This is a genomic window from Acidobacteriota bacterium, assembly GCA_012517875.1.
Classification (GTDB): domain Bacteria; phylum Acidobacteriota; class JAAYUB01; order JAAYUB01; family JAAYUB01; genus JAAYUB01.
In genome coordinates this window covers 1-21729 of sequence record JAAYUB010000138.1, presented here as the reverse complement: position 1 = coordinate 21729, position 21729 = coordinate 1, and the positions used below count along the sequence as shown (strand labels likewise).

Genomic DNA, 21729 nt, shown 5'->3' with positions numbered 1-21729 from the left:
GCAGCGCAGTTGATCTCCACAAACTTCTTGTGGCGACGGTGGCTTTTCTCGTGAATGAGCCGGGCCAGCAGCTCCTTCCCCGTCCCGTTCTCGCCGAAGATGAGCACACGACCGGCCGTGGGGGCGATGACATCAATCTGCTTGCGCAGCGCCAGGATGGGAATGGATTGCCCTACCATCTCGTAGCGGCGCACGTAGCGCTCGCGCAGTTCCCGGTTCTCCTCCTCCAGCTCCCGGTGTTTGAGCGCGTTCTTGACCATCACCAGTGTTTTTTCAAGGGAGAGCGGCTTTTCAAGGAAATCGTACGCGCCGAGTCGCACGGCCCGGACCGCCATCTCGATGGTGCCGTGGCCGGAAATCACCAGCACGGCGCCGGAAAACGGCGTCCCCCAGATCCGCTCCAGCACCTCCAGTCCGTCCATGCCGGGCAACCACACATCGAGGAGCACGAGGTCGTACAGCGCGGTGCGCACCTTCTCCAGGCATTCCTCGCCGGTGGCGACCACGTCCACGCGGTACCCCTCGTCGCGGAGGATGCCCGACAGCGACGCGCGCACGCCCGCCTCGTCGTCCACCACCAGCAGCCGTTCCCTGGACATGAATCGCTCCTGCAGCAGTCAGATCAGAAAGTTTACCCGACCAATCCCGCCGGATCAATAGCCGATGGCGGCACCGTCGCTACGCGACTCACTGCCGCCGAAGAGCACCCCGCGGCGGGGATCGATTTGGATTCCCTGGTAACCGCCGAAGCCGCCGCGCCCGGTCGCCACGCGGTGGCCGCGGGCAACAAGCTCGCGAACCACCTCCGGCGCGATGCCGCTTTCCAGAAACACGGTACCGCCGTCGCCCATGCGTTCGCCGCCGGCGGGATCGGTGCTCCCCTCGTGGCGCCAGCGTGGCGAGTCGCCGGCTTCCTGGACGTTCATCCCGAAATCGATGAGGTTGCACAGCACCTGGACGTGCCCCATGGGCTGCATGTCGCCGCCCATCACACCGAACGAGAATACCGGTTCGTTATCCCGGGTGACAAAACCGGGAATGATGGTGTGGAACGGCCGCTTGCCCGGAGCAATGACGTTGGGGTGCCCCGGCTCCAAGCTGAAGAGGGCGCCACGGTCGTGGAGGCAGAAACCCAGGCCGTCCGGCACCATGCCTGAGCCGAAGCCCATGTAGTTGCTCTGGATGAGAGCCACCGCGTTGAGATCCTTGTCCACCACCGACAAGAACACCGTGTCGCCGTGGCGCAAGACGGTATCGGCGCGCGGGGCGATCTTCCGGCTGGCCGCCAGCGGATTGAACAGCTTCATCCGTTCGGTCACGTAGTCGTCCGACAGGAGGCGCGCCACGGGCACCTCGGCGAAGCGTGGATCGGCATAGAGATCCGCACGGTCCTCGTATACGATCTTCTTGACTTCGATCTGGGTGTGAAGATATTCGGCGGAATTGTGTCCCATGGCCTTAAGGTCCACCAGCTCCAGCATGCGCAGCATCTGGAGGACCGCCAGCCCCTGCCCGTTGGGCGGCAGCTCCCAGACCTGATACCCGCGGTAGGTCACCGCGATCGGCTCCACCCATTCGCTGCGGTAGTTCTCGAAATCCGCCTTCGCAAAGAAGCCGCCCACTTGCCCTGAGTAGGCGACGATCCGATCGGCGACTTCGCCGCGGTAGTACGCATCCCGTCCTTTCTCGGCCAGCAGCCGGTAGGTCCGGGCCAGCTCGGGATTGCGGAAGATGTCGCCCTTCCGAGGCGCCTGGCCGCCCGGGGCGAACAGCTTCTGGAAGTTGTCCCGGTCCTTGAACGCCCGGACACCGCGGTCCCAGTAATACGCGATCAGCTCGGACAGCGGGAAGCCCTCCTCGGCATACCCGATGGCCGGCTGAAGCACGTCTCGCATGGGCAGCCGGCCGAATTTGCCGTGGAGCGCGAACCAGCCGTCCACGCAGCCGGGCACCGTCCAGGGGAGCGGACCGTATGCCGGCATCCGGGTAATCCCATGAGTCTGAAAATGCTTCAGCGTCAGGGCGCCGGGGGCGGGCCCGCTGGCGTTGAGTCCGTACAGCCGCCTGGCGCCGTTATCCCAGACCAGGGCAAACAGATCCCCGCCGATGCCGGCACCGGTGGGCTCCATCAACCCGAGTGCCGCATTCACCGCAATGGCGGCGTCGACCGCCGAACCGCCCCGCTTGAGCACATCAATGCCGACCTGGGCGGCCAGCGGCTGGCTGGTGGCCACCATACCGTGGGTGCCGACCACCTCGGAACGGGTGGCGAACATCCGGCCCGTCACGCGATCGGCCGCGTGCAGCCGGGGCGCCCACAGGAACCAAACAGCGACGGCCGCCACTACGGCGGCCGTCACCACGAACGGATTGAACCAAGTTGCATTCGCCTTGTGCGACTCAGATTGCAGAGTCGACGACATCGAGCCACCTCCCGGAAGGGGATGGCCCTATTATTTCACCTGCACCCCCTGGATGTCCAGATCCACGGTCACCTCCTCGCCCACCACCACACCGCCTGTGTCCAGGGCGCGGCTCCAGGAGACCCCGTAGTCCATCCGGTTCAGTTTCACCCTGCCTTGCACGCCCAGCCGGGTCTTGCCCTGCATGTCTTTCATCTTGCCTACAATGTCGAACGGGATGCTCACCGTTTTGGCGACACCGCGCATGGTGAGCGTGCCAGTGGCCACGTAGCCGTCCCCCTTCTTGGCCACCTGGGTGCTTTTAAAGGTTATGTCCGGATAGGCGGCCGCGTCGAAGAAGTCGGGATTGCGCAGGTGCTCGTCCCGCTTCTCGTTGGCCGTATCGATGCTCGCCACCTTGATGGTCACGTTCACCGAAGACTTCGTGATGTCCTCGGGATCGTAGACGATGTTCCCCTCAAACGTGTTGAAGCTGCCCCGCACATTCGAGAGCATCATGTAGCGCACGGTGAAATCCACACTGCTATGCACCGGATCGATGGTGTACGTTTCGGCCGCACCCCACACGGGCGCCGTCACCATCAACAGCGTCGCCAGAGCCCATAGTTTTCTGTTCACGACCAACCTCCACACATAGGATTCAGTTGAAATGCTTCGTCACATGACGAAGCGCCGTGTTAGATAGTTCCGGCCAGCACGCGGATTCGTCCAACCACATTTTCCCCCTTGACAAAGCAGACGGCCGGGAGTAGCATTCGCACTTTGAATTTGCTCTCAACATCTTGAAGATGTTACCTCTTTGGAGGCGTACTGGTGATCCACCGGTGCATCTCCGATCCCCCGTCGACACGAGAGACCGGTCCTGCATCGGCGTGAGGCACAGGTGAAGGCGAACGGCGCCAACGAGTAGCCGGTGTTTTGCGCGAAAGCTACTGCTATTTATTTGAATATCATGTTCTCTACTTCAATTTAAGGAGAGTCACATGCGTAACCTGTTGATTGCCACCTTGTCTGTGCTGGTCCTGATCGTCCTGGCCGGTTGCGCCAGCGTGCCCCAGGCCGAGATCGATGCCGCCACCGCCGCCCTGGCCGATGCCAAGGCCGCCGGCGCCGATGTCTATGCCGCTGAGTCCCTCCAGGCCGCCCTGGACAAGGAATCCGCCCTCAACGCCGAACTGGCCACGCAGCAGGGCAACTTCTTCAAATCCTACGACCTGACCGCTCAGCTGGCCGGCGAGTTGAAGCAGCTGGCCGAGAAGGCCAAGACCGACGCCGTTGCCGGCAAGGCACAGGCCAAGCTGGACGCCGAAGCGGCCATCACCGCCACCGAGGCCGCCATCACCGCCGCCCAGGAGGCCCTGAAGACCGCGCCCAAGGGCAAGGGCAGCGCCGCTGACTTGGCCGCCATGACCGGCGATGTGGAAGCCGCCGTCAACGCCATCGCCGAGTGCAAGACCATGCTGGGCGAAGAGAAGTACCTCGACGTCAAGACCAAGGCCGAGAGCGCCAAGGCACAGGCTGACAAGGTCGTGGCCGACATCCAGGCCGCCATCGAGATGAAGAAGGGCCGCAAGTAGTCTCGCTTCACAAATCGCTCGTTTGAGCTCAAAGGGGGCTTGTGACACAAGCCCCCTTTTTGATATTCATGAGAGCCATGAAACAGCTGCCCTGGCTTCGCATCGCTGTGTGGACGCTCCCCATCGGAGCCGCCGCCATGACCTTTTTTCTCCTGTTGCCGCGATTGTCGGACGGCCGGCTCACCCTGCCCCCCGATGCCGACGGTCGCCTGCTCCGGGCCGTGATCCAGGCAGCGGAGACCGAGGATGCCTCGGAATACGCGCCGGTTCGACTGGCCGCAGCGCGTTCGGCACTCAACGACGCCCTGGCCGAGGTCAACGTCCAGCGGGGCCGGAGCTGGCTCCGCCGTAATCTGCATCCGGCGCAGGCGCAGCTGTCCGCCGCCTCCATCGCTATCCTGGAATTATATCGCGAGGTCGCGGATCGGCGCAGCGCCGACCGGGAAGCCGCAGCCGGCATCCTGCAGCTCATCGGAACGCAGTTGGACGCGCAGGCCGACGTGGCGCGACACACCGCCACGGACAGCCGGATCCGCCGGAGCCTGGCGCTGACGGAGATACGCCGGCGCGAGGCGCTCAACTTTCTGGCCCGAGAGCGTTACGCCGCCGCCGTCCGGGCCGCGCGATCCGCCATGGACGCCCTGCTGGCGGCTCAGCAACAAAGCCGCAGCCTGCTCAGCCGATTCGACAATCCGGTCAATCTCGACCTGTGGCGTCGCTGGATCGACGAGGCGGTGGCCCAGAGCCGCCGATCCGGTCTGGCCCTTGTGGTCGTCAAGGCGCTGCACCGGCTGGACGTTTACGAGCACGGCCGTATGACCCGGTCCATGGCCGTGGACCTGGGCGCCAACTCGATCAATCCGAAACTTCACGAAGGCGACCGGGCCACGCCCGAAGGACGTTACCGGGTTACTCTGAAAAAAGGTCCCGGGCGCACCATCTACGGATTGGCCCTACTCATCGATTACCCGAACGCCGATGACCGCCGCCGGTTCCAGGATAACCGCCGGCTGGGGCTCATCCCGCCCCGGGCGGGGATCGGCGGACTGATCGAGATTCACGGCCATGGCGGTCGCGGCTACGACTGGACCGACGGCTGCATCGCCCCGCTCGATGCCGACATGGCCTGGCTGTTTCGGCGGACCGCATCGGGCACGCCGGTCGTGATCGTGGGCAGCGATGGTTCCGCCAGTCCCATCCATCAATATCTCAATGGGAAGGACACCCATGAAGCACGCCCCGGAACCTAATGAGAACAACACCAGCCACTCGGATGGCGGCGCGATGATCCGTCGTCCCGCACTCGTGGCTACGGTCATGATCTGGGATGTTCTAGCCTTGCTGGCGCTGCTCGGTTATGCGGTTTTCCTGGGCACCGGCTACGAATACCGGACCCTGCGTCCCGCCGACGCGATCAAACATGCGGAACCGTTTCCCGAAGGGGCCGATCCGGCCGTACAGGCCAAAATCAAGCGCGACAGCGACAAGGTCTTCCGGAAGCTGGCCCCACGCGGGTCGCACGTCGTGATCGACCGGGTGCACAACCGGTTGTACCTGTGGCGGGCCAACACCCTACTGCTCGAGGCGGCCATCTCCTGCGGCGCCGGATCCCGGCTCGCGGATACGAAAACCGGCCGTGAATGGACGTTCGATACGCCGGTGGGTCGGTTTCGAGTGGTGAACCGACGCGAGTATCCGGTCTGGGTCGCGCCCGACTGGGAGTTCATCGAAGCCAACGAACCCATCCCGCGAAGCCGGTCGGCGCGCGTCCAGGAAGGCATGCTCGGCGAGTACGCCCTGGACCTCAACATCCCGGGCTACATGATCCACGGCACGCTATACAGCCGCCTGCTGGGACGCAGCGTCAGTCACGGCTGTATCCGAGTGGGGCGCGACGACCTGCGGGTACTCTGGCGCAAGGTGCCCATCGGCAGCACCGTTTTCATCTTTTAACCGCTTCCGGCGAGGTCACCATGCAACGCAGACACGAACCCACGAATCCCACCGCCTGGCGGGCCTCTCATCCGGCCGCCGCAAGCTTTCTGGCGGTGGTCCTGATGCTCATCGGTTCCGGCTGCAGCACTCCCCAGCCGGAGCCCTGGCCTCAGCCCAGCCAGGCCCAGCAGGCCCAGTTGGTGCAGGAGCGGACCCGACTGGCTAAGGACAACCTGTTCTACTACGAACTGCGTCTGGGCGAGCGGGCCATTCACTTGTGTCACTCGGGTGTCAGCCTGCGAAAATACCCGGTGCAGACCATCGAGGTGGGACAGCCCCGGTTCTGCTACCTCGCCCGGGAGAGCGACCAGCCGTGGATCCAGCGCACCTGGATGGACGGCGAGCTCTCGCCCCCCTGGGAAATCCGACGGATCCGGATCATCCCGGGCGATGAACGGACGCGCCCCACTCCCGAGGTGGCCGGCATCATCCCGCCCACCATGGAGGAGATCATCCCGGTGCCCGCCGATTTTCGACTCCGCTTCAAGGACGGCCTGGACGTCTGGTTCCATCTGGAGGGATCCATTCCCTATGCAGTGCGGGAGTCGGCTTCCCCATGGCAGCGGCGATGGGAGGATTTCGGCGAGTCCGTCGGATTCGGACCGGCGTCACGCATCCGGTTGCGCGTGGTCATGGAGGCCGCCGACGGCGCCGCCATGTTCCGCTCGTTCCCCCAGGACCTGACGCTGCTCGTCACTCTCTGAGCACATCTTCAGACAGGTGTTCACCGGTGACGTCCGGCAGTCATCAGCCCTGCCGCAACCACCAAGCCCAGACCGGCGGCGACCAGCACCGCGAACCAAAACGGGGGCAGGTAGCGAAATTCCACCTGATGCCGCCCGCCGTCCACCGCCACGCCGAGGAACAGCCCGTCCACACGGCACACGGTTGCGTCGCGGTTATCCACCTTCACACGCCATCCCGGGAAGAACGCGTCGCGAAACACGACGATGCCTGAAGCCGGCGCAGACACCTCCATCACCACGCAATTCGGTCCGTCATATCGCGCCCGGAGCCGCGCATCCGGCCTGCCAGGCGCTGCAACCGCGGCACCGCCGGATTTGAGCGGCGCACCGCTGGGCCAGGAGATGACCGCAGCCGCCGCAGGGCGCGCATCCGGCGGACCGGCATCGACGAAGACCGTGTCGTGCGGCAGAGCCACCAGCGCATCCAGCAACGGCTCCATCTGCGGCGAAGGCAGCGCCTGCCAGCGGCCGAAGAACCCGGTTCGTTTTGCGGCGTCCGCCACGCGAAACACTCGAAGCAGGTGCCGGTCGTCCAGCGGGATCATGTCCGTTCCCATCAGGCCGAGTGTTCGGTATTCGTGCAACGACAGCAGATGCCGCACCCCCGCCCGCTGAAGCAACCGCACCCGGTCCGCCGGCGGCCGGGACAGGAACGCCTGCTGGAATTCCGCCATCCGCCGTGGATGGGTCCGATCCAGCATCAGGTCGAAGGCGTAATGAACGCCCTGGGTGACGCCGAAGTAGGGGTAGCCGCCGTTTTTAAAGAACAACATGAACCACGCCGCGCTCTGGCCCGGGCGCTGGATGTTTGGCGGATGGGGTTCCACGCCCACCCGGCCGCATGCCCAGTCACCGTCCCGCCCGGCCAGCCGATCGAATACCGCGGCGGGTTCCGTGAGGATACGGGCCGGCGCCACCGGCACGACGCTTAGTCCGGCCCACCCCAACTCCAGCAGGATCGCCGCCCCCGCCGCATGCGCCCATCTCCGGTTTGGGCGCACGCCCGCATAGCCGAACCGGGCCAGGCACGGCAGGAGTGCCGCCAGCACCGACAGCGGCACCAACCCCCGCAGGCTGATTCCGGAGACGGCGAGGCCAGCGGCGACGAGCCCGGCGACGGGCACAAGCATCCACGCCCTGTCTGTCCACCGCAACCCCGGATCCTGTTCCCGGGCGAGACCGATCCGATCGAGCCCACGCGCCGCCGCAATCAACAGCAGGCCGGCCGCAAAAAACACGAGTTTTTGCGGATACCGTCCCCAGGCCAGCAGGGGCAGTCGCGCATTGATCGCAGCTATTACCGGCAAGTAGCCGCCGGCGGCGGTTAGCAGGAACGCCACCGCTCCCGCCAGCATTCCGATGGTGGATCTTCGACGTCCACGGCCCGCCGCCGCCCCGATGAGCGGCAACGTGCCAAAGCCGATGAAGATCGATACCAGAAAGGGATTGCCGACGGCGCCCAGTTCGCGCCCCCGATACGCGCCGGTGCCGTCAAAGCGGAATCCGAGCGCGTCGGGCAGCCACAGCTCCATCGCCAGCAGGGGATGCTGGGCGTAGATCCGGGAATCGGCCACCTCTTCACCGCCCCGGCCGGAATACGCCAGCAATCGGCCCCCTTCCAGCAGGGCCGGTCCTGCGATCATGACGGCCAGTCCACCGGCCAGCGCCAAGCGCGGCAGCACCCGGCCGGACTTCCGGTCACGCCATCGTGCCGCCACCCAGACCGCCAGCCGGACGCTGGTCAGCCCCATGAGGCCGGCCAGCATGATCGGCTCGGCGACTGTGGCCACAAGCGCCCAGGCGATCGCCAGCCAGGCGGTGTCCGCCCGCGAGCCCCGCCGGAGGACCGCTTCCAGCCTCGACATCGCCCACGGCGCCAGAAAAATGTAGGGCACCAGGTTGAGCACGCAATGCAGCGACAGCACCACCCCGCTCGCGGTGTACCAGAGGGCGGCCCAGGCGGCACCAGTGGGGCTGACACGGGCACGGCGGCACAGCCCGTAAAACGCCACGGCGCCGAGCAGCAGATGGCTGACGAAAAACAGATGATAAGCCAGGTCGGGCGGCGCGACGAACCGGATCCATGCCGGCGGGTACATCAGGAGATAGTTACCGTTGCCCGCAATGGGCACGCCGAAATGGACCATAGGATTCCATAACGGCCAATGCCCCGCCCGCACCCACTCCGCCGTCACCTGCCACAACGGGTAATGGAAATTGAGCACATCCCGATAAAAGAACGCCTGGCCTCCGATCAGGACGGCGGCGAATCGGGCGGTCAGAAGAACAGCCGCCGCGCCCACCAACCGACCGACAACCCGGCGCTCTCTGTTCACGGACACATTGACTCCTGCGCACCGATCGGCTGCCCGCCTGCGGGCGCCTTCCGCCCTGCCGTCTTGATGCGGCGACGGTTCAGGCAATCCGTAGAGTCAGACAGCTTTCCGATGGTACCCACTGGAACCGCCGGGTGTCAACTGCAGGAATGGCTGCTCCAACCGTTCCGGCTCATCGAACAGAAAGGGCCATCGACCCGACTGAATCATGTTAGGATAGTGATGCAAAATTCGGCTGGAGTGATCCCGGGTGGCATGAGCGCGAGCACCTCACCGTCCACGGACAACCACCACACGCTCCCGCCGTCTGCCCGGCGCCTGGCGCCGACCGCGGTCGGTCTGTCGATATTCCTGGTCGCCATCGCCGTGCGCCTGCCGCCGGCGATCGCCTCCCACTTCATCTTCGAAACCGATTCGGCATTCCACAGCCGGATGATTGCCGCCGTCTTGAACACCGGCTCGCTGCCGACTGTCGATTCCAAGTACGCGCTGGATCCGCCCCGTGACAACCGACAAATGTGCCCTGACGCCTTCCATCGCCTGGCGGCCTTCGGCTACACTGTCTGTCGCCGGCTGGCGCCGATGCCGTTCGCAGATTATCTGATGGCTCTGGGCGTCCTCTGCGGCGCGCTGACCACCCTGCCGCTGTGCAGCATCGTCTGGATGCTCACCCGCAGAACCGTGGACACTGCGTTGGCAGGCGCGGTGTTCGCCGTGGCGACACCGGTGACGCTTCGCTCCGCGTTCCACGTGGTTCGTTACGAATCGCTGGGCATTCTGCTCGTCCTGGCCTTGACGGCCGTGCTGTACCGCTGGCGTTCTTCGGTGCCGCTGCCGAGCCGTTGGGCGCGCCTCCTGTTTTTCGCCGCCTTCGTCATCGGGTTGTCCGGCGCCGGCACCTGGCGGCTGTTCCCGCCGCTTGCCGCCATGCTCCTGATGGCCGCCGCCGTCGCCGATGCGCTCGCACCCCGCACACATCCATCGATCCTGTCACCCGCCCTGGCCGCGGCGTGCGGCTGCCTTGCGGCCTGGCCGGTCTTCGAGTTCTACCGGTTGGCCGGCGCAGCCGGACTGCCGCTGTTGCTGGCTCCGCTGTCCGCCGCAGCGGCCGGATGGCTGATCCGGCAAGAACGGGTTTCGGGTTGGCTGGCCCGGCTATCCCGAGCGTTGCGCTGGGCATTGGCGGTCACCGCATTGGGCCTGCTCCTGTCGGGAATCGGAGCGACAACCGAAGCCGGGCGGGCCTGGCTTCGTCCGATCCTTGGGCTGACGCCCGATCTTCAGTCCAACCTGTCGCCGCCGGTTCTTGTCGGCGAGATGCTCCCCGTGGATCCGGCCACGTTTTTCAGCTGGCATTATCTTGGCTACCTGCCCGTGCTGTACGCGGCCTGGCTGTTGTACGCGGTCCGCCGCGCGGATGTACGGCAATCCGACGCATTTCAAGCGGTCGCAGCCTGGCTGGCCATCGGGGTGACCCTGCTCTTCAACCGCATGGTCTTCATCGGCCTGCCGCTGCTGTTGATCCACCTGACCGGTGGCATCGCCCGCTTGGAGTCCGTACGTTCCCGCCGATTCGCCGGCCTGTCCCTGCGCACGGCGGCTCTCGGCGCGCTGCTGCCCCTCGTGATCGGGTTCGCGATCCAGAGCCGGTCCAGTCTGGCCACCCTGGCCCAACCGCCGACGGACCGGCGGGACACATACCAGTGGTTGTCCGCCCAGACCGTACCGGGCACGCGTCTGGCGGCCAACTGGTCCCTCGGCTACGAGCTGCAGTGGTACACTCCGGCCATCACCGTCATGGACGGCTTTTTGGAAAGCGCCGAGAACCGCCGCCGCATCCACCAATTCAACGGGGCTCTGTTCGCGGCGGACTACGGGCTGGAGTTGTCAGCATTCTGCCGGCAGCACCGCGCCCGCTACCTGGTGGTGGACAACACCCACCTCCTGCCGCTGTGCCGGCGCCTGGGTTTGCCGTGGCACAACTGGCTGCGGGTCGATGTCACGGATCGCGGCAGCCGCGTTGAAATTCTGCCGGCGGGCCGATCGGTCGCCTGGCTCAGTCTCATGGCCGCTGACGGGGGATCCCGGCACTTCCGGCGGGTGTTTTCCAGCGGCAATCTCAATGTGCTGGAAGTTGTGAATTCGTCCGCGGGCGCGGAGGTGCCATGAACGGGTTGCCCTCCTCCGCCATGCCGCCTCCACCGCTGGTGCTGATCCCCGCGTACCGGCCCGACAACCGCTTCGCCGATCTTGTGGCCGGCCTGTCCCACCGTCCAGAGATAGCCGGCGTGATCATCGTCGACGACGGCAGCGGGCCTGAGTTCGCCGCGACGTTCGCGGCCGCCATCGGACTGCCCAACGTCCGGCTGCTGCGTCATGCCGTCAACAGGGGCAAAGGTGCGGCGATTAAAACGGGACTCAACGAGATCATGCTGCACCATCCGGATGTGCCCGGGGTGGTCACCGCCGACGCGGACGGCCAACACCGGCCAGAGGACATTGTTCGCGTCGCCTCCGCCTTGAGCAGCCGACCCGATACCCTTGTGCTCGGCTGTCGCGATTTTTCCGGTGACATTCCCTGGCGCAGCCGGATCGGCAACCGGCTGACCCGGCGCCTGCTTCGCTGGATTGAAGGGTTGTCAGTCAGCGATACCCAGACCGGATTACGCGGTATCCCCGCCGGCCTCATCCCCGCCCTGCTGGCCATCCCGGCGGAGCGTTACGAATATGAGCTGGAGATGCTGCTGACCGCCCACCGCCTGCGACGCAACATCTTGGAGATCCCCGTCGCCACCGTGTACCTGGAACGGAACGTGTCCTCCCATTTCAATCCGCTCACCGATTCCATGCGGATCTACTTTGTACTGTTCCGCTACCTGATCGTCTCGCTGCTGACGGCCCTCGTGGACAATGCGGTTTTCGCTGCCACCTTCCTGATTCATCCCGGGATCCTCGCAGCCATGGTCGCCGGCCGAGTCGTGGCCGGCTTGTTCAACTACTTCATGAACCGATCCGCGGTGTTCATGTCCCGGGCGGCCATCCGACAATCCATGCCGCGCTACATCTTGCTCGTGGTATTCTCCGGCAGCATTGGGTACGCGCTCATCCGCACCGCGGTGGACATGGGCCTCTGCGGCGCGATCATGGCCAAGCTGGCGGTGGAGTCGGTCTTGTTCGTGTTCAATTTCGCCGTCCAGAAAGTGTTCGTCTTTCCGCCCCCTGCAGAAACGCCGCCGGATCGCGGCTGATCCGGCACCAGACCAATAACCGACGGGGCTTGCGACGGGTGTCCGGGCTCGACTGCAATCGGATTCAATGGGTGAACACGCATGTGGATCGAGGGAATACTGGGTGTCGCCGGCATCGTCCTGATCGCCTCCGGCCTCATCGCTGCCGGGCGGTCTGTGCTCCAACTGTTGGCTCCTCATTCGGTCCGGCCCGAATTGCCCCATCGAATGCTCGCGGCCGGGCTCGGCATCGCCATGCTGTCCACCGGCATTCTGGGCTTGGGAATGGCGGGCTTGTTGTATCACTCCGTCCTGGCCGTCCTGATCGGTGCGGTGGGTGCTCTGGGTGCCTGGGAAATCATCCGCCGGCTGCGCGCCGTAGTCGCCGCCCCCGAACGGCCAGGTTGGGTGGCGGCCGTGGCGGTGGCGGCTGTCGCCCTGCCCGCCCTGCCCTATTTGTTGCTGCCGCCCCTGGCCCGCGATGCGCTGGTCTACCACCTGGAGGTGCCCCGCCAGTACCTGCTGCACCACGGGCTCATCGAGCTGCCGCGCAACGTCTACGCGTACTTTCCCAAGGGTATTGAGATGCTCTTCACGGCGGTGCTGGGACTGTTCCCGCCCTGGACGACCCAACTCGTGCATTTCAGCTTTCTCGCGCTCACGGTGCTGGCGGTCATGGACTATGCCGCCGCCGTCGGCGGCCGATCCCCGCGCTGGCTCTGGCTGCCGGCGATTCTGGCGTTCGCTTCCGTGCCCACCCTGTGGCTGGATGCCACCTCTGCGTACATCGACGCCGGGCTGATGTTCTTCATAGCCCTGACCGCCCTGGGGCTGGACTGGCATCATCGGCGGGGCGATCCTGCCCTGCTGGGCGTATCGCTCCTGCTGGCGGGATTTGTGGTGGCCATCAAATACACGGCCTTCTATTTTGTGCTGGCGCTTTTGAGCGTTTACCTGGTGTCGGTTCTGGCCCGGCGGCGGACCGCCGATCTCGCCTGGCGGCACCCCGTCTGGCTGGGCGCCGGCCTGCTGGTATTCGCCGGCCCTTATTTCGCCTGGAACGCGTGGCACACTGGCAATCCGGTTTTCCCGTTCTTCGGCGGTCTGTTCCCGAATTCGAATCCGTTCTGGACGCAGGCGCAGGCGGACGCCTTCTGGGGATTCCTGGCCAGCTACGGACACCCGTTCCATTTTCCGCTGGCCCCGGCGCTGAACTACCTGGTGGCGGCGTTCAATCCGGTGCTGCATCTGCGGGAATTCTTCGACGGGGTGCTGGGACCATTCCTGCTGATCGGTGTGCTCGCTGTTCTGCCGGCCCGCAAGCGGAACAGCTCCGAGGCGCTGACCGGATGCTTCGTGGTGGTGGTCGCCCTGGTCTGGGGGATTCTGCTGCGCCAGGCCCGTTTCCTGCTGCCGGTGTTGCCGCTGCTGCTGCTCATGCTGATCCAGGCCCTGGAAGGCTGGTGGGGCGAGCGGCCGTGGCGGCGAGCCGTCTGGGTGGCGGTGTGTCTGGGAGTCATCGCATTCAACCTGGCGGTCCTCCTGCCCGAACTAGCCCGACAACCGGCGCTGGAGCTCGTATCCAGCCGGACGACCCGCGAGGACATTCTCAACACCCGCCTGCCGGTGTACGCCTGCCAACGTTACATCAACCGCGAACTGCCTCCGGACGCCCGGATCTGGACGCTGCAGACCGGCAACGAGCTGTTTTACCTGGATCGCGCCTATCTGGGCGACTACGTGGTTGAGGACCACACCTTCCACACGTGGCTGGCCGAGGCGTGCGAACCGTCGGCAATCACAAACCGCTTCGCCCACTACGGGGTAACCCACCTGTTGATTCGAACCGACGCGGTCTTCGCGCCGGAGCTGTACACCGACATTCCGGACAAATATCTGGTGATGCGGGCATTTTTCAGATCCCAAGTCCGCCTTTGTTTTGAAGCCAACGGCTTCGCGGTGCTGGCGCTGCAACCGTCGGACAAAATTGACAATCCACCGCCGGTTCCATAAGATGGCGGCGATGCACCCGCCAACCGACGTCATGCCCGTCAGTCCCTTCCGCGCCTACTGGAGAGGTGCCATCCTGTTCGCCGCCGTCGCCTTGTCCGCCCTGCCGACATGCTCCAATTACGGCATCACGTGGGATGAACCGATTTACCTGGAAGCCACTCGGCAAGTCCGAACCTGGTTGTCATTGCCGGCAGCCGCTCGGTTCAACACTTCGGCCATCGACCGCTTCTGGCGGACGGATCCCCAACGCAACGTGCATCCCGCCGGGGTCAAGTGGCTGTACCTGGCCGCCCAGCGCCTCGTCTTCTGGGAGCAGGATCCGTACATGCAAAGCCGGATGCTGACAGCAATTCTCTTTGCCGTCGCTCTGGCGGCATTCTGCATGTGGTTTTCCGCCGGCCGTCCCTTGCTGGCCTGGACCACCGCGGCACTGTTTCTGACCATGCCCCGGTGTTTCGCCCACAGTCACTTCGCGGCCACCGATATACCCATGATCGCCCTCCTGCTGCTGTTGATTCCGGCGCTGGACCGGGGGCTGTCCACCCAGTGGGCATGGATTCCCGGCGTGCTGATCGGACTGGCCGCATGCTTCAAAATCACGACAGTGGTGGTGTGCGCACCGATGCTGGCGCTCTTCCTGGTGTGCACGTCCGCCGATTGGAAGCAGTGTATCGCCCGCCTGTGGATCGTGGGGCTGACCGCCGCCATTGTGTTTTACCTGCTGAATCCGGACTGGTGGCATGCGCCATGGGTTCGGCTGGGCGAATTTGTCGGCGAATCGGTCAGTCGCCGCCAATGGACTCCGTTCTCGTTGCTGTATTTTGGGCAGGTGTATTCATACCGCGGTCCATTCCATTATCCACTGGGCATCCTCCTGGTCACCACTCCGCTGCTCCACTTGGGATTGCTGGCCGCCGGCATGTTCCGGTTGCGCCTGCGGCCCCTGCTCGTGTGTTGCCGTCACTGGGCGGTGCTCATCGGCAGCACGGTACCCGTCATCCTCATGATGGTACCATTCAGCCCCACCAACGACATGGAGCGCTACCTGCTGCCGGCATTCCCGTTTCTGGCCGCCTGGATGGCGCTCGGGCTGCAGCCGGCATTGGAACGGTTTTTACCGGCCGGCCAGGCGGCCACACCGGTCGCACACCGGGCGACACTTGCGGTGATCCTGATTCTCGCAGCCGGCTGGACCATCAGCCAGAGCATCCGCAATCATCCGCACGAGTTGAGCTATTTCAACGAGTGGGTGGGCGGCACCGCCGGCGGTCGAAGTCTCGGCTTCGAAGTCACCTATTGGTGGGAGCCGCTGGACGATGACGCACTCGCGGCCATCAATCGGATCTGCCGCGGCTCGACGGTGTTCTTCCCGATCTCACCGACCGACCACTATTTTCGCCAGATGCAACAGATGCGGCGGATCGATTTCATCCCGGTCACCGATCTCGGCCAGGCCCGCCACGTGCTTGTCTATGGCCGGCCGTACGCGGAGTTCTGGGAATCGAAACTCCGCACCCGGATACAGCCTGCCGGATATGAGATGGTCATGGTCTGGTCATCGGAATGGCAGGGTGTTCCGCTGCTGCGGCTCTGGCGCATCCAGCCGATGGCTGTGCCTCCGTCACCTCGTGAGGATGCCGGCGACGGGTCACACTCGACGGCCGATAGTCCGACATAACGGGTTGCCGACCCAAGCCCGGATGCTATACACTCGAACCGGGTGGCATCCGCGGTGGCAGACAGAGGCCGCATTCCGGTGTTCGAGGAACGTCGATGACCAAAACCGTATCGTTCGTCCTGCCCTTCTACAACGAAGAGACCAACCTGCCGGTGTTGTTCCACCGGCTGCTGGCGCTGTCGGCGCGGTTGAATTGCGCGACGGAATTCGTCTTCGTCAACGACGGCAGCACGGACGGCAGCCTCGCTTATCTAGCCGGCCTGATTCCGCAGCACGGCAATGTCCGGGTGGTGGACCTGTCACGCAATTTCGGTCAGATGACCGCGGTGCACGCCGGCCTGCGGCATGCCGCCGGCGATGCGGTGATCATCATGGACACGGACCTCCAGGATCGGCCCGAAGCGGTGCAGGATTTCATCGCGGAGTGGGAGCGCGGCGCCGACGTCGTGTACGCCATCCGAGCCAACCGGAAGGAGTCGTTCATCAAACGCGCCCTCTTCCGCAGCTTTTACGCCGTGTTCCGCCGCCTGGCCGAGATTCCCATTCCCGAGGAGGCCGGCCTGTTCAGCCTGATGGATCGACGCGTCGTCGACCTGCTCGTCGCCCTGCCCGAACGAAACCGCTACATTCCGGGCCTGCGCGCCTGGATCGGGTTCCGCCAGGTGGGCGTGACGGTGGAGCGCGACCGCCGGGGCGACCAGATCCCCCGCCAGTCGTTCGTCGGGCTGATCAAGATGGCCTCGGACGCCATCTTCTCGTTTTCCCGGGTGCCGTTGCGAATCGCCACGACGCTGGGCCTTGTGGCGGTGTCGCTCGCGGTGGTCGCCGCAGCGGTCGTCCTGTACAAGAAGTTCGTATCCCACGTGGCCATCCCCGGCTGGACATCGACCCTGATCAGCATTTTTTTCCTGGGTGCGGTCCAGTTGATCTGTCTGGGAATCCTGGGCGAGTACCTGGGCCGGATCTACGAGGAAGTCAAGCGCCGTCCGCATTACGTGGTTCGGCAGGTGCTGGGGTGTCCTCCCGACGCCGGCGCGGCCACAGCCCCAACACCAGAACCGAAATGAATCCCGCGCCCGACACGAGCCAGCTCGCCGTCCAGCCTGCCGGTTCATACCGCATCTCCAGCTGATGCGTTCCGGCCGGAACCGTGACCGCCCGAAACAGGTAATCGGCGCGGTGGATGGGAACGATCCGGTTGTCCAGGCGGGCGGTCCAGCCGGGGTACCACACGTCCCGGACCACCAGCAAACCGTCGGTCGCCATAGCCAGTTCCAGTCGGAGCACGCCGCCGGATTCCGACACATGTGCGACCCGACCCGGCGGCGCGCCGCCGCTTGCTTGGCTGGATGGGACGGGACCGGCCGCATCGACGAAAGGTGCTGCCGGTCCTTCCGTCGCCAGATCGCCGGCGGTTACGGGCGCGGAATGCGCGGGCCGCCACGTGGACCAGAGTTGGAACCGGCCCTGTCCGCCCATCACTCGGTACAGTCCGTAGCGATGACTGGAGCCGGTGGGAAACGCTCCGATCAATTGGAGCCCGGTATTGTCCAACCGGCGCGGACTGAGGTACCACCCCACTCCCAGCCGCTGCATGAGCCGAATCCTGGACTCCAGCGCCGCCTGCTCAAACCACCGGCGCAGCTGCAACTGGCCGACGCCTTCCAGCCGGTCCTGGGTGTCGTTGAACGCATAGTACCCCCCGGACGTGAAACCGGGATAGGCGTAGCCGGCCAGGCGATGGAAGCGCGAGATCCAGACGTCGCTGTCCGAGGCGCCAAAATAGCGGATGTCTACCGGCGCCGCATCCACGGCGATGCGCTCTGTCGCCAGACTCGTCGCCTGCTGGCGGACCGCCTCGATCACGGGCACAGCCTCGGTGAAATGCTGGCGATCGGTGATCGGCACCGCAAACCGGTTGCCGGCGACCAGCTCCGCCAGCAGGCATAGGCCGATCGCCGCGGAGCGCCACTGCACCGGCAGGCGAATTCGCGGCGGCTCCGCAACCAGCAGAACCGCCACGGCAACCCCGACCGCCACCAGCGGGGCGGCCACGAGCGACATCAGACTGCTGCCGGGAATCCGCACGCCGGCAATCAGCACGGCGGCGAGCGCGACCCCGGGGGCCATCCACTCCGTCCAGCCGCGCAGCGGCAGGCGTTCACAGCGATACACCCGTTCCAGTCCGACCGCGGCGGCCAGCAGGAAAGCGCCGGCGGCGTAAAAAGCGAGTTTCTCCGTGTATCGTCCCCAACCCAGCAGCGGCAGGCTGCCGAAGAGGCGCCCCAAACCCGGCAGCCAGGGCGACGCGGCCACCAGCAGGAACGCCATCCCGCCACCGCAAGCCCAGGCCGCGGTGCGCCGCTGCGCGCCGCCCAAACTCAGCCCGATCAGGACGAGAGACGACAGCCCGATGAACATCGACGCCAGATAGGGCTGGCGTCCGTCGGTGTACCGCCCGCCCGCAAAGTCCGGCATTATCCCCGAAGACATGCCGAACGGATTGGGTATCCACAGTCCGATGAAACGGGCGGGATGCAGACTGTACAAGGTATTCCCGGCTTCCGCCGTCCAGGTCCGAGGATTCTGATTCAGCAGTCGAAGCCCTTCCAGCGTCACCGGAAAGGCGATGGCCATCGCCAGCAGGAGCGCCAGCGAGATCCGGCCGACCGTCCGACCAAATCCGCGCCGGCCGCGAAATCCCCACCCGTGCACGAGACTCCGGATCACCGCCACAGCCGCCAGGCCGACCGCCATGACGGGTTCGAATACCGTACCCACTCCGGCGCCAGCCAGAGCGAGACAGGCAACCGCTCGCCGGCCGCCGTCCTGCAGCAGCCATTCCAGGGTCAGGAGCAGCGCCGGAGCCAGCGCGACATACGGCACCAGGTTGAGTACGCAATGCAGGGACAACACAACGCCGCTCAGCGCGTACGCGAGTCCCGCCACCGTCGCCACCGGGCCGGAGATGCCCCACCGCCGGACCAGCCGGCCGAAGGCGATTCCGCCCAGCAGGAGGTGGCCGAGGATGAACACGTTCATGGCCGTCAGCGGATCCAAGACCGCCCGAATCCACGCCGGCGGATACCAGAGCAGATAGTTGGGATTGCCGCTGATGTTCTGCCCGAAATTGTTCTGCGCGTTCCAGAGCGGGATCCGGCCGGCTCGCAGCTCGGCCGCCGTGCCGGCCCACAACGGATAGTGGAAGTTGAACAAATCCCGTTCGTACAGCGTCTGCCCCTGCCAAAGCACCGGCGCCCAGCAAACGGCCGCCAGTGCCGCGATTGCGCTCGCCAGCAGGGCCAGACGAAATCCCGGGCGCACGGCGATGAACCTCCTTGATCTAACTGAGCAGATCCATTATAGTTTCGCCGCAGGAGGGATGCAATGCGCTACGCGGCGGCGATCTTGGCCGGCGGCGTCGGACGCCGGATGGACCAGACGGTTCCGAAGCAGTTCATTGATCTCAACGGGCGCCCCCTTATCACCTGGACGCTCCGGCCGTTTCTGGTGGTGGGACTGTACCGACCGGTGGTGGTGGCCATCCATCCGGATTGGCTCGAGTACATGCGCCGGATCCTGGCCGCCCAGGGGTGGGAGCGGTCGGTGGACGTGGTGCCGGGCGGCACCACCCGCCAGGAGTCGGCTTTCCACGTGATCCAGGCGCTTGAGAGCGCCCTCTCTCCCGCGGATCGTCTGCTGATCCATGACGCGGCCCGCTGCCTGGTATCGCCGGACCTGCTCGACCGCTGCCGCGCGGCGCTCACACAGCACGAGGCCGTGACCACGGCCGTGCCCACCGTGGACACCATCGCCCGGGTGGTCGACGGCCGGGTGGCCGAAATTCCGCCGCGGCAAACCCTCCATCAGGTGCAAACGCCCCAGGGCTTCGCCTACGGCCTCATCCGCGAGGCCCACCTGGCGGCGCTCCGCGACGGAGTCGCCGACATGTCCGACGACGCCGGGCTTGTGCTGCGCCTGGGCCGGGCGGTCCAGGTCGTCCGTGGCGATCCGTCCAACATCAAGGTCTCCAGGCCGGCGGATCTCACGCTGGCGGCCGCTCTGCTCGGTGGCGCCGGGTCGGCGGGCTGATGCCGCAAGAATTGCTTTGGCGCCTCCTGAACGCTGCGGTAAAATACAATCAATGCCGTGAGTTCACCGCTCCGGCAACCGGCTGAACAACCGAAACTTCATGAACAACCAACAACCCGCCGCCAAACCGAAAATCGCCGCATACTACACACCGGATTGTTTTGCGTTCTCCGCGGGCACGGAATTGCAGGCCCGGCTGTTCGGTGAGATCCATTTCGACACCTACCACGTGCGCTCGCAGACCAAGCTGTCGGGCACCATTCAGGTGTCGCTGCCGCTGATTGAACTGGGAGCCGACGACCTGTGGTTGCCGGAGATGATCCGGACCGAACATCCGGCCACGTTGAGCGCAACGCCGCCCGATGGCGTGACGCACCGTGAAGAGGCAAGTCGGCTGTTGCTGGAACACTACACGTTGTACAAAGACAAGGTCGTCGAAACCATCCTGCGGTATCATCGGATCCGGCTGCTCCATCACCCCACACTCAAGCTCTTCTCCGAGATCGGCGAATCGCGCAACGAGTTCGAGGCCCGCTGCCTCGATATCCTGCACAGCGGCGTGCAGGAAGAACTGCGCGAGCTCCAACACCGGTACGAACGGATGATGGACGGCATCATCCAAAAATCGGGTTTGAACTATATGCAGTCCGTCAATGACGATCCGACCACCGACCGCGTCCTGTCCGGCCAAAAGCAGATGATATTTTCCACTCGCGACGGCCTGACCCGGATTTTCCAGGATCTCCGGGACCTGCCCGACCGCCCGCCGGCCGACCGTGCGCCCAGCAACGATGTCGAGGACGCGCTGGCCGGTCTGTTCCAGCAGAGCTGGGCGGATGCCAAAGCCGTGGCCGACCGCCTCCAGCAGCAGATCAGCCTGATTGAGGAGTACGCGTTCCATCTCCAATACGGCGACATCGCCATGGTCCAGCTTGCCCTGCTCTGGGAGCCGGTCTGACCTGGGATGGACCGCCGCAACCCGGACACCGATTGCGCATCAGATCCACCGATGGCCGTATCCAGAATCCAACGCACCGCGCACCGGCTGAGATTGCTCCAGAGTTATCTCCGCCGCCGAACCGTCTGTCCGGGTCTGCCCGTGACCGCAATCATCTCCAGCACGTCCCGCTGCAATCTGCGCTGCCCCATGTGTCCGCGGGCCATCTCCGAGTTCGGCAACGCCGACATCGACTTCGATCTCTTCCGCAAGGTCATCGACGAGGGAAGCCGGTATTTCGAGTTCGCCGTACTGCAGGGCGCCGGCGAACCGCTGCTGAACAAGGACATTGTCCGCATGGTGCGCTACTGCAAGGAGCGCGGCATCCGGGCCGGTTTTTCCACCAACGCCACACTGCTGCGGGGCGACCGGATCGACGAACTGTTGCAGGCCGGCCTGGATTACATCATCCTGGCTTTCGACGGCGCGACGCCCGAGGTGTACGAGCGATACCGAAGCGGCGCCTGTTTTGAAGAAACCCGCCGTAACATCATGGCGTTTCTCCAGCGAAAGCGGGAGCTGCGGTCGCCCATCCACGTCACCGTGCAGATGGTGCGCCTGCCGGACAACGACTCCCAAATCCCCCAGTTCCGCAGGATGTGGCGCCTCCCAGGGGTGGACCAGGTCCGCATCAAAGAGGATGAG

General features: G+C 65.1%; 17 protein-coding genes. 12 read left to right on the top strand and 5 right to left on the bottom strand.

Annotated elements, in window-relative coordinates; translation table 11 throughout:
• The 3 genes from GX414_14045 to GX414_14035 form a co-directional block, all read right to left on the bottom strand.
• Nucleotides 1-599: sigma-54-dependent Fis family transcriptional regulator (locus tag GX414_14045; protein ID NLI48224.1), on the bottom strand; the 599-nt coding region annotated here is incomplete at its 3' end.
• A 54-nt stretch (nt 600-653) separates the two neighbouring features.
• The gene (ggt, locus tag GX414_14040) at nt 654-2423 is read right to left on the bottom strand and encodes a gamma-glutamyltransferase (GenBank protein NLI48223.1); all 1770 of its coding nucleotides are present in this window, start codon (nt 2421-2423) and stop codon (nt 654-656) included.
• A 30-nt stretch (nt 2424-2453) separates the two neighbouring features.
• Nucleotides 2454-3005 (bottom strand): polyisoprenoid-binding protein, encoded by a 552-nt coding sequence (locus GX414_14035; GenBank protein ID NLI48222.1) that lies wholly within the window; start codon nt 3003-3005, stop codon nt 2454-2456.
• A gap of 401 nt (nt 3006-3406) precedes the next feature.
• Between GX414_14035 and GX414_14030 the strand changes: the two genes are divergently transcribed.
• The 4 genes from GX414_14030 (at nt 3407) to GX414_14015 (ending at nt 6699) form a co-directional block, all read left to right on the top strand.
• Complete coding sequence (locus GX414_14030; GenBank protein NLI48221.1) at nt 3407-4000, top strand: hypothetical protein; 594 nt, start codon at nt 3407-3409, stop codon at nt 3998-4000.
• 77 nt (nt 4001-4077) lie between these two features.
• The gene (locus GX414_14025; protein ID NLI48220.1) at nt 4078-5250 is read left to right on the top strand and encodes a L,D-transpeptidase; all 1173 of its coding nucleotides are present in this window, start codon (nt 4078-4080) and stop codon (nt 5248-5250) included.
• Entirely contained in the window at nt 5228-5953 is a 726-nt protein-coding gene (locus GX414_14020; GenBank protein ID NLI48219.1) for a L,D-transpeptidase, read from the top strand. The genes GX414_14025 and GX414_14020 overlap by 23 nt, the downstream gene beginning before the upstream one ends.
• Before the next feature lie 20 nt (nt 5954-5973).
• Nucleotides 5974-6699, top strand: coding sequence for a hypothetical protein (locus GX414_14015; GenBank protein NLI48218.1), 726 nt, complete (start codon nt 5974-5976; stop codon nt 6697-6699).
• Nucleotides 6700-6719: 20 nt separating this feature from the next.
• On the opposite strand, the gene GX414_14010 is transcribed toward GX414_14015, so the two are convergent.
• Entirely contained in the window at nt 6720-9077 is a 2358-nt protein-coding gene (locus GX414_14010; GenBank protein ID NLI48217.1) for a YfhO family protein, read from the bottom strand.
• A gap of 255 nt (nt 9078-9332) precedes the next feature.
• On the opposite strand from GX414_14010, the gene GX414_14005 reads away from it, so the two are divergent.
• The 5 genes from GX414_14005 to GX414_13985 all read left to right on the top strand — a co-directional run bounded on the left by GX414_14005 (nt 9333) and on the right by GX414_13985 (nt 17062).
• Nucleotides 9333-11246 carry a hypothetical protein gene (locus GX414_14005; protein ID NLI48216.1) on the top strand — a complete coding sequence of 638 codons (1914 nt, stop codon included), beginning with the start codon at nt 9333-9335 and terminating at the stop codon, nt 11244-11246.
• Nucleotides 11243-12325, top strand: coding sequence for a glycosyltransferase (locus tag GX414_14000; protein NLI48215.1), 1083 nt, complete (start codon nt 11243-11245; stop codon nt 12323-12325). Before GX414_14005 ends, GX414_14000 begins: the two co-directional genes overlap by 4 nt.
• An 81-nt stretch (nt 12326-12406) precedes the next feature.
• The gene (locus GX414_13995; GenBank protein NLI48214.1) at nt 12407-14317 is read left to right on the top strand and encodes a hypothetical protein; all 1911 of its coding nucleotides are present in this window, start codon (nt 12407-12409) and stop codon (nt 14315-14317) included.
• 10 nt (nt 14318-14327) lie between these two features.
• The gene (locus tag GX414_13990) at nt 14328-15995 is read left to right on the top strand and encodes a hypothetical protein (protein ID NLI48213.1); all 1668 of its coding nucleotides are present in this window, start codon (nt 14328-14330) and stop codon (nt 15993-15995) included.
• Nucleotides 15996-16090: 95 nt separating this feature from the next.
• On the top strand, nt 16091-17062 hold the full coding sequence (locus tag GX414_13985; GenBank protein ID NLI48212.1) for a glycosyltransferase family 2 protein: 972 nt from the start codon (nt 16091-16093) through the stop codon (nt 17060-17062).
• On the opposite strand, the gene GX414_13980 is transcribed toward GX414_13985, so the two are convergent.
• Complete coding sequence (locus tag GX414_13980; GenBank protein ID NLI48211.1) at nt 16971-19319, bottom strand: YfhO family protein; 2349 nt, start codon at nt 19317-19319, stop codon at nt 16971-16973. The two genes, GX414_13985 and GX414_13980, sit on opposite strands and share 92 nt — an antisense overlap.
• Before the next feature lie 63 nt (nt 19320-19382).
• On the opposite strand from GX414_13980, the gene ispD reads away from it, so the two are divergent.
• The 3 genes from ispD to GX414_13965 form a co-directional block, all read left to right on the top strand.
• Complete coding sequence (gene ispD / locus GX414_13975) at nt 19383-20087, top strand: 2-C-methyl-D-erythritol 4-phosphate cytidylyltransferase (GenBank protein ID NLI48210.1); 705 nt, start codon at nt 19383-19385, stop codon at nt 20085-20087.
• Between the two features lie 100 nt (nt 20088-20187).
• Nucleotides 20188-21045: a hypothetical protein gene (locus GX414_13970; GenBank protein NLI48209.1), complete on the top strand. Its 858-nt coding sequence runs from the start codon at nt 20188-20190 to the stop codon at nt 21043-21045.
• 141 nt (nt 21046-21186) lie between these two features.
• Nucleotides 21187-21729 (top strand): radical SAM protein (locus tag GX414_13965; GenBank protein ID NLI48208.1); only part of this gene is annotated, 543 nt, incomplete at its 3' end.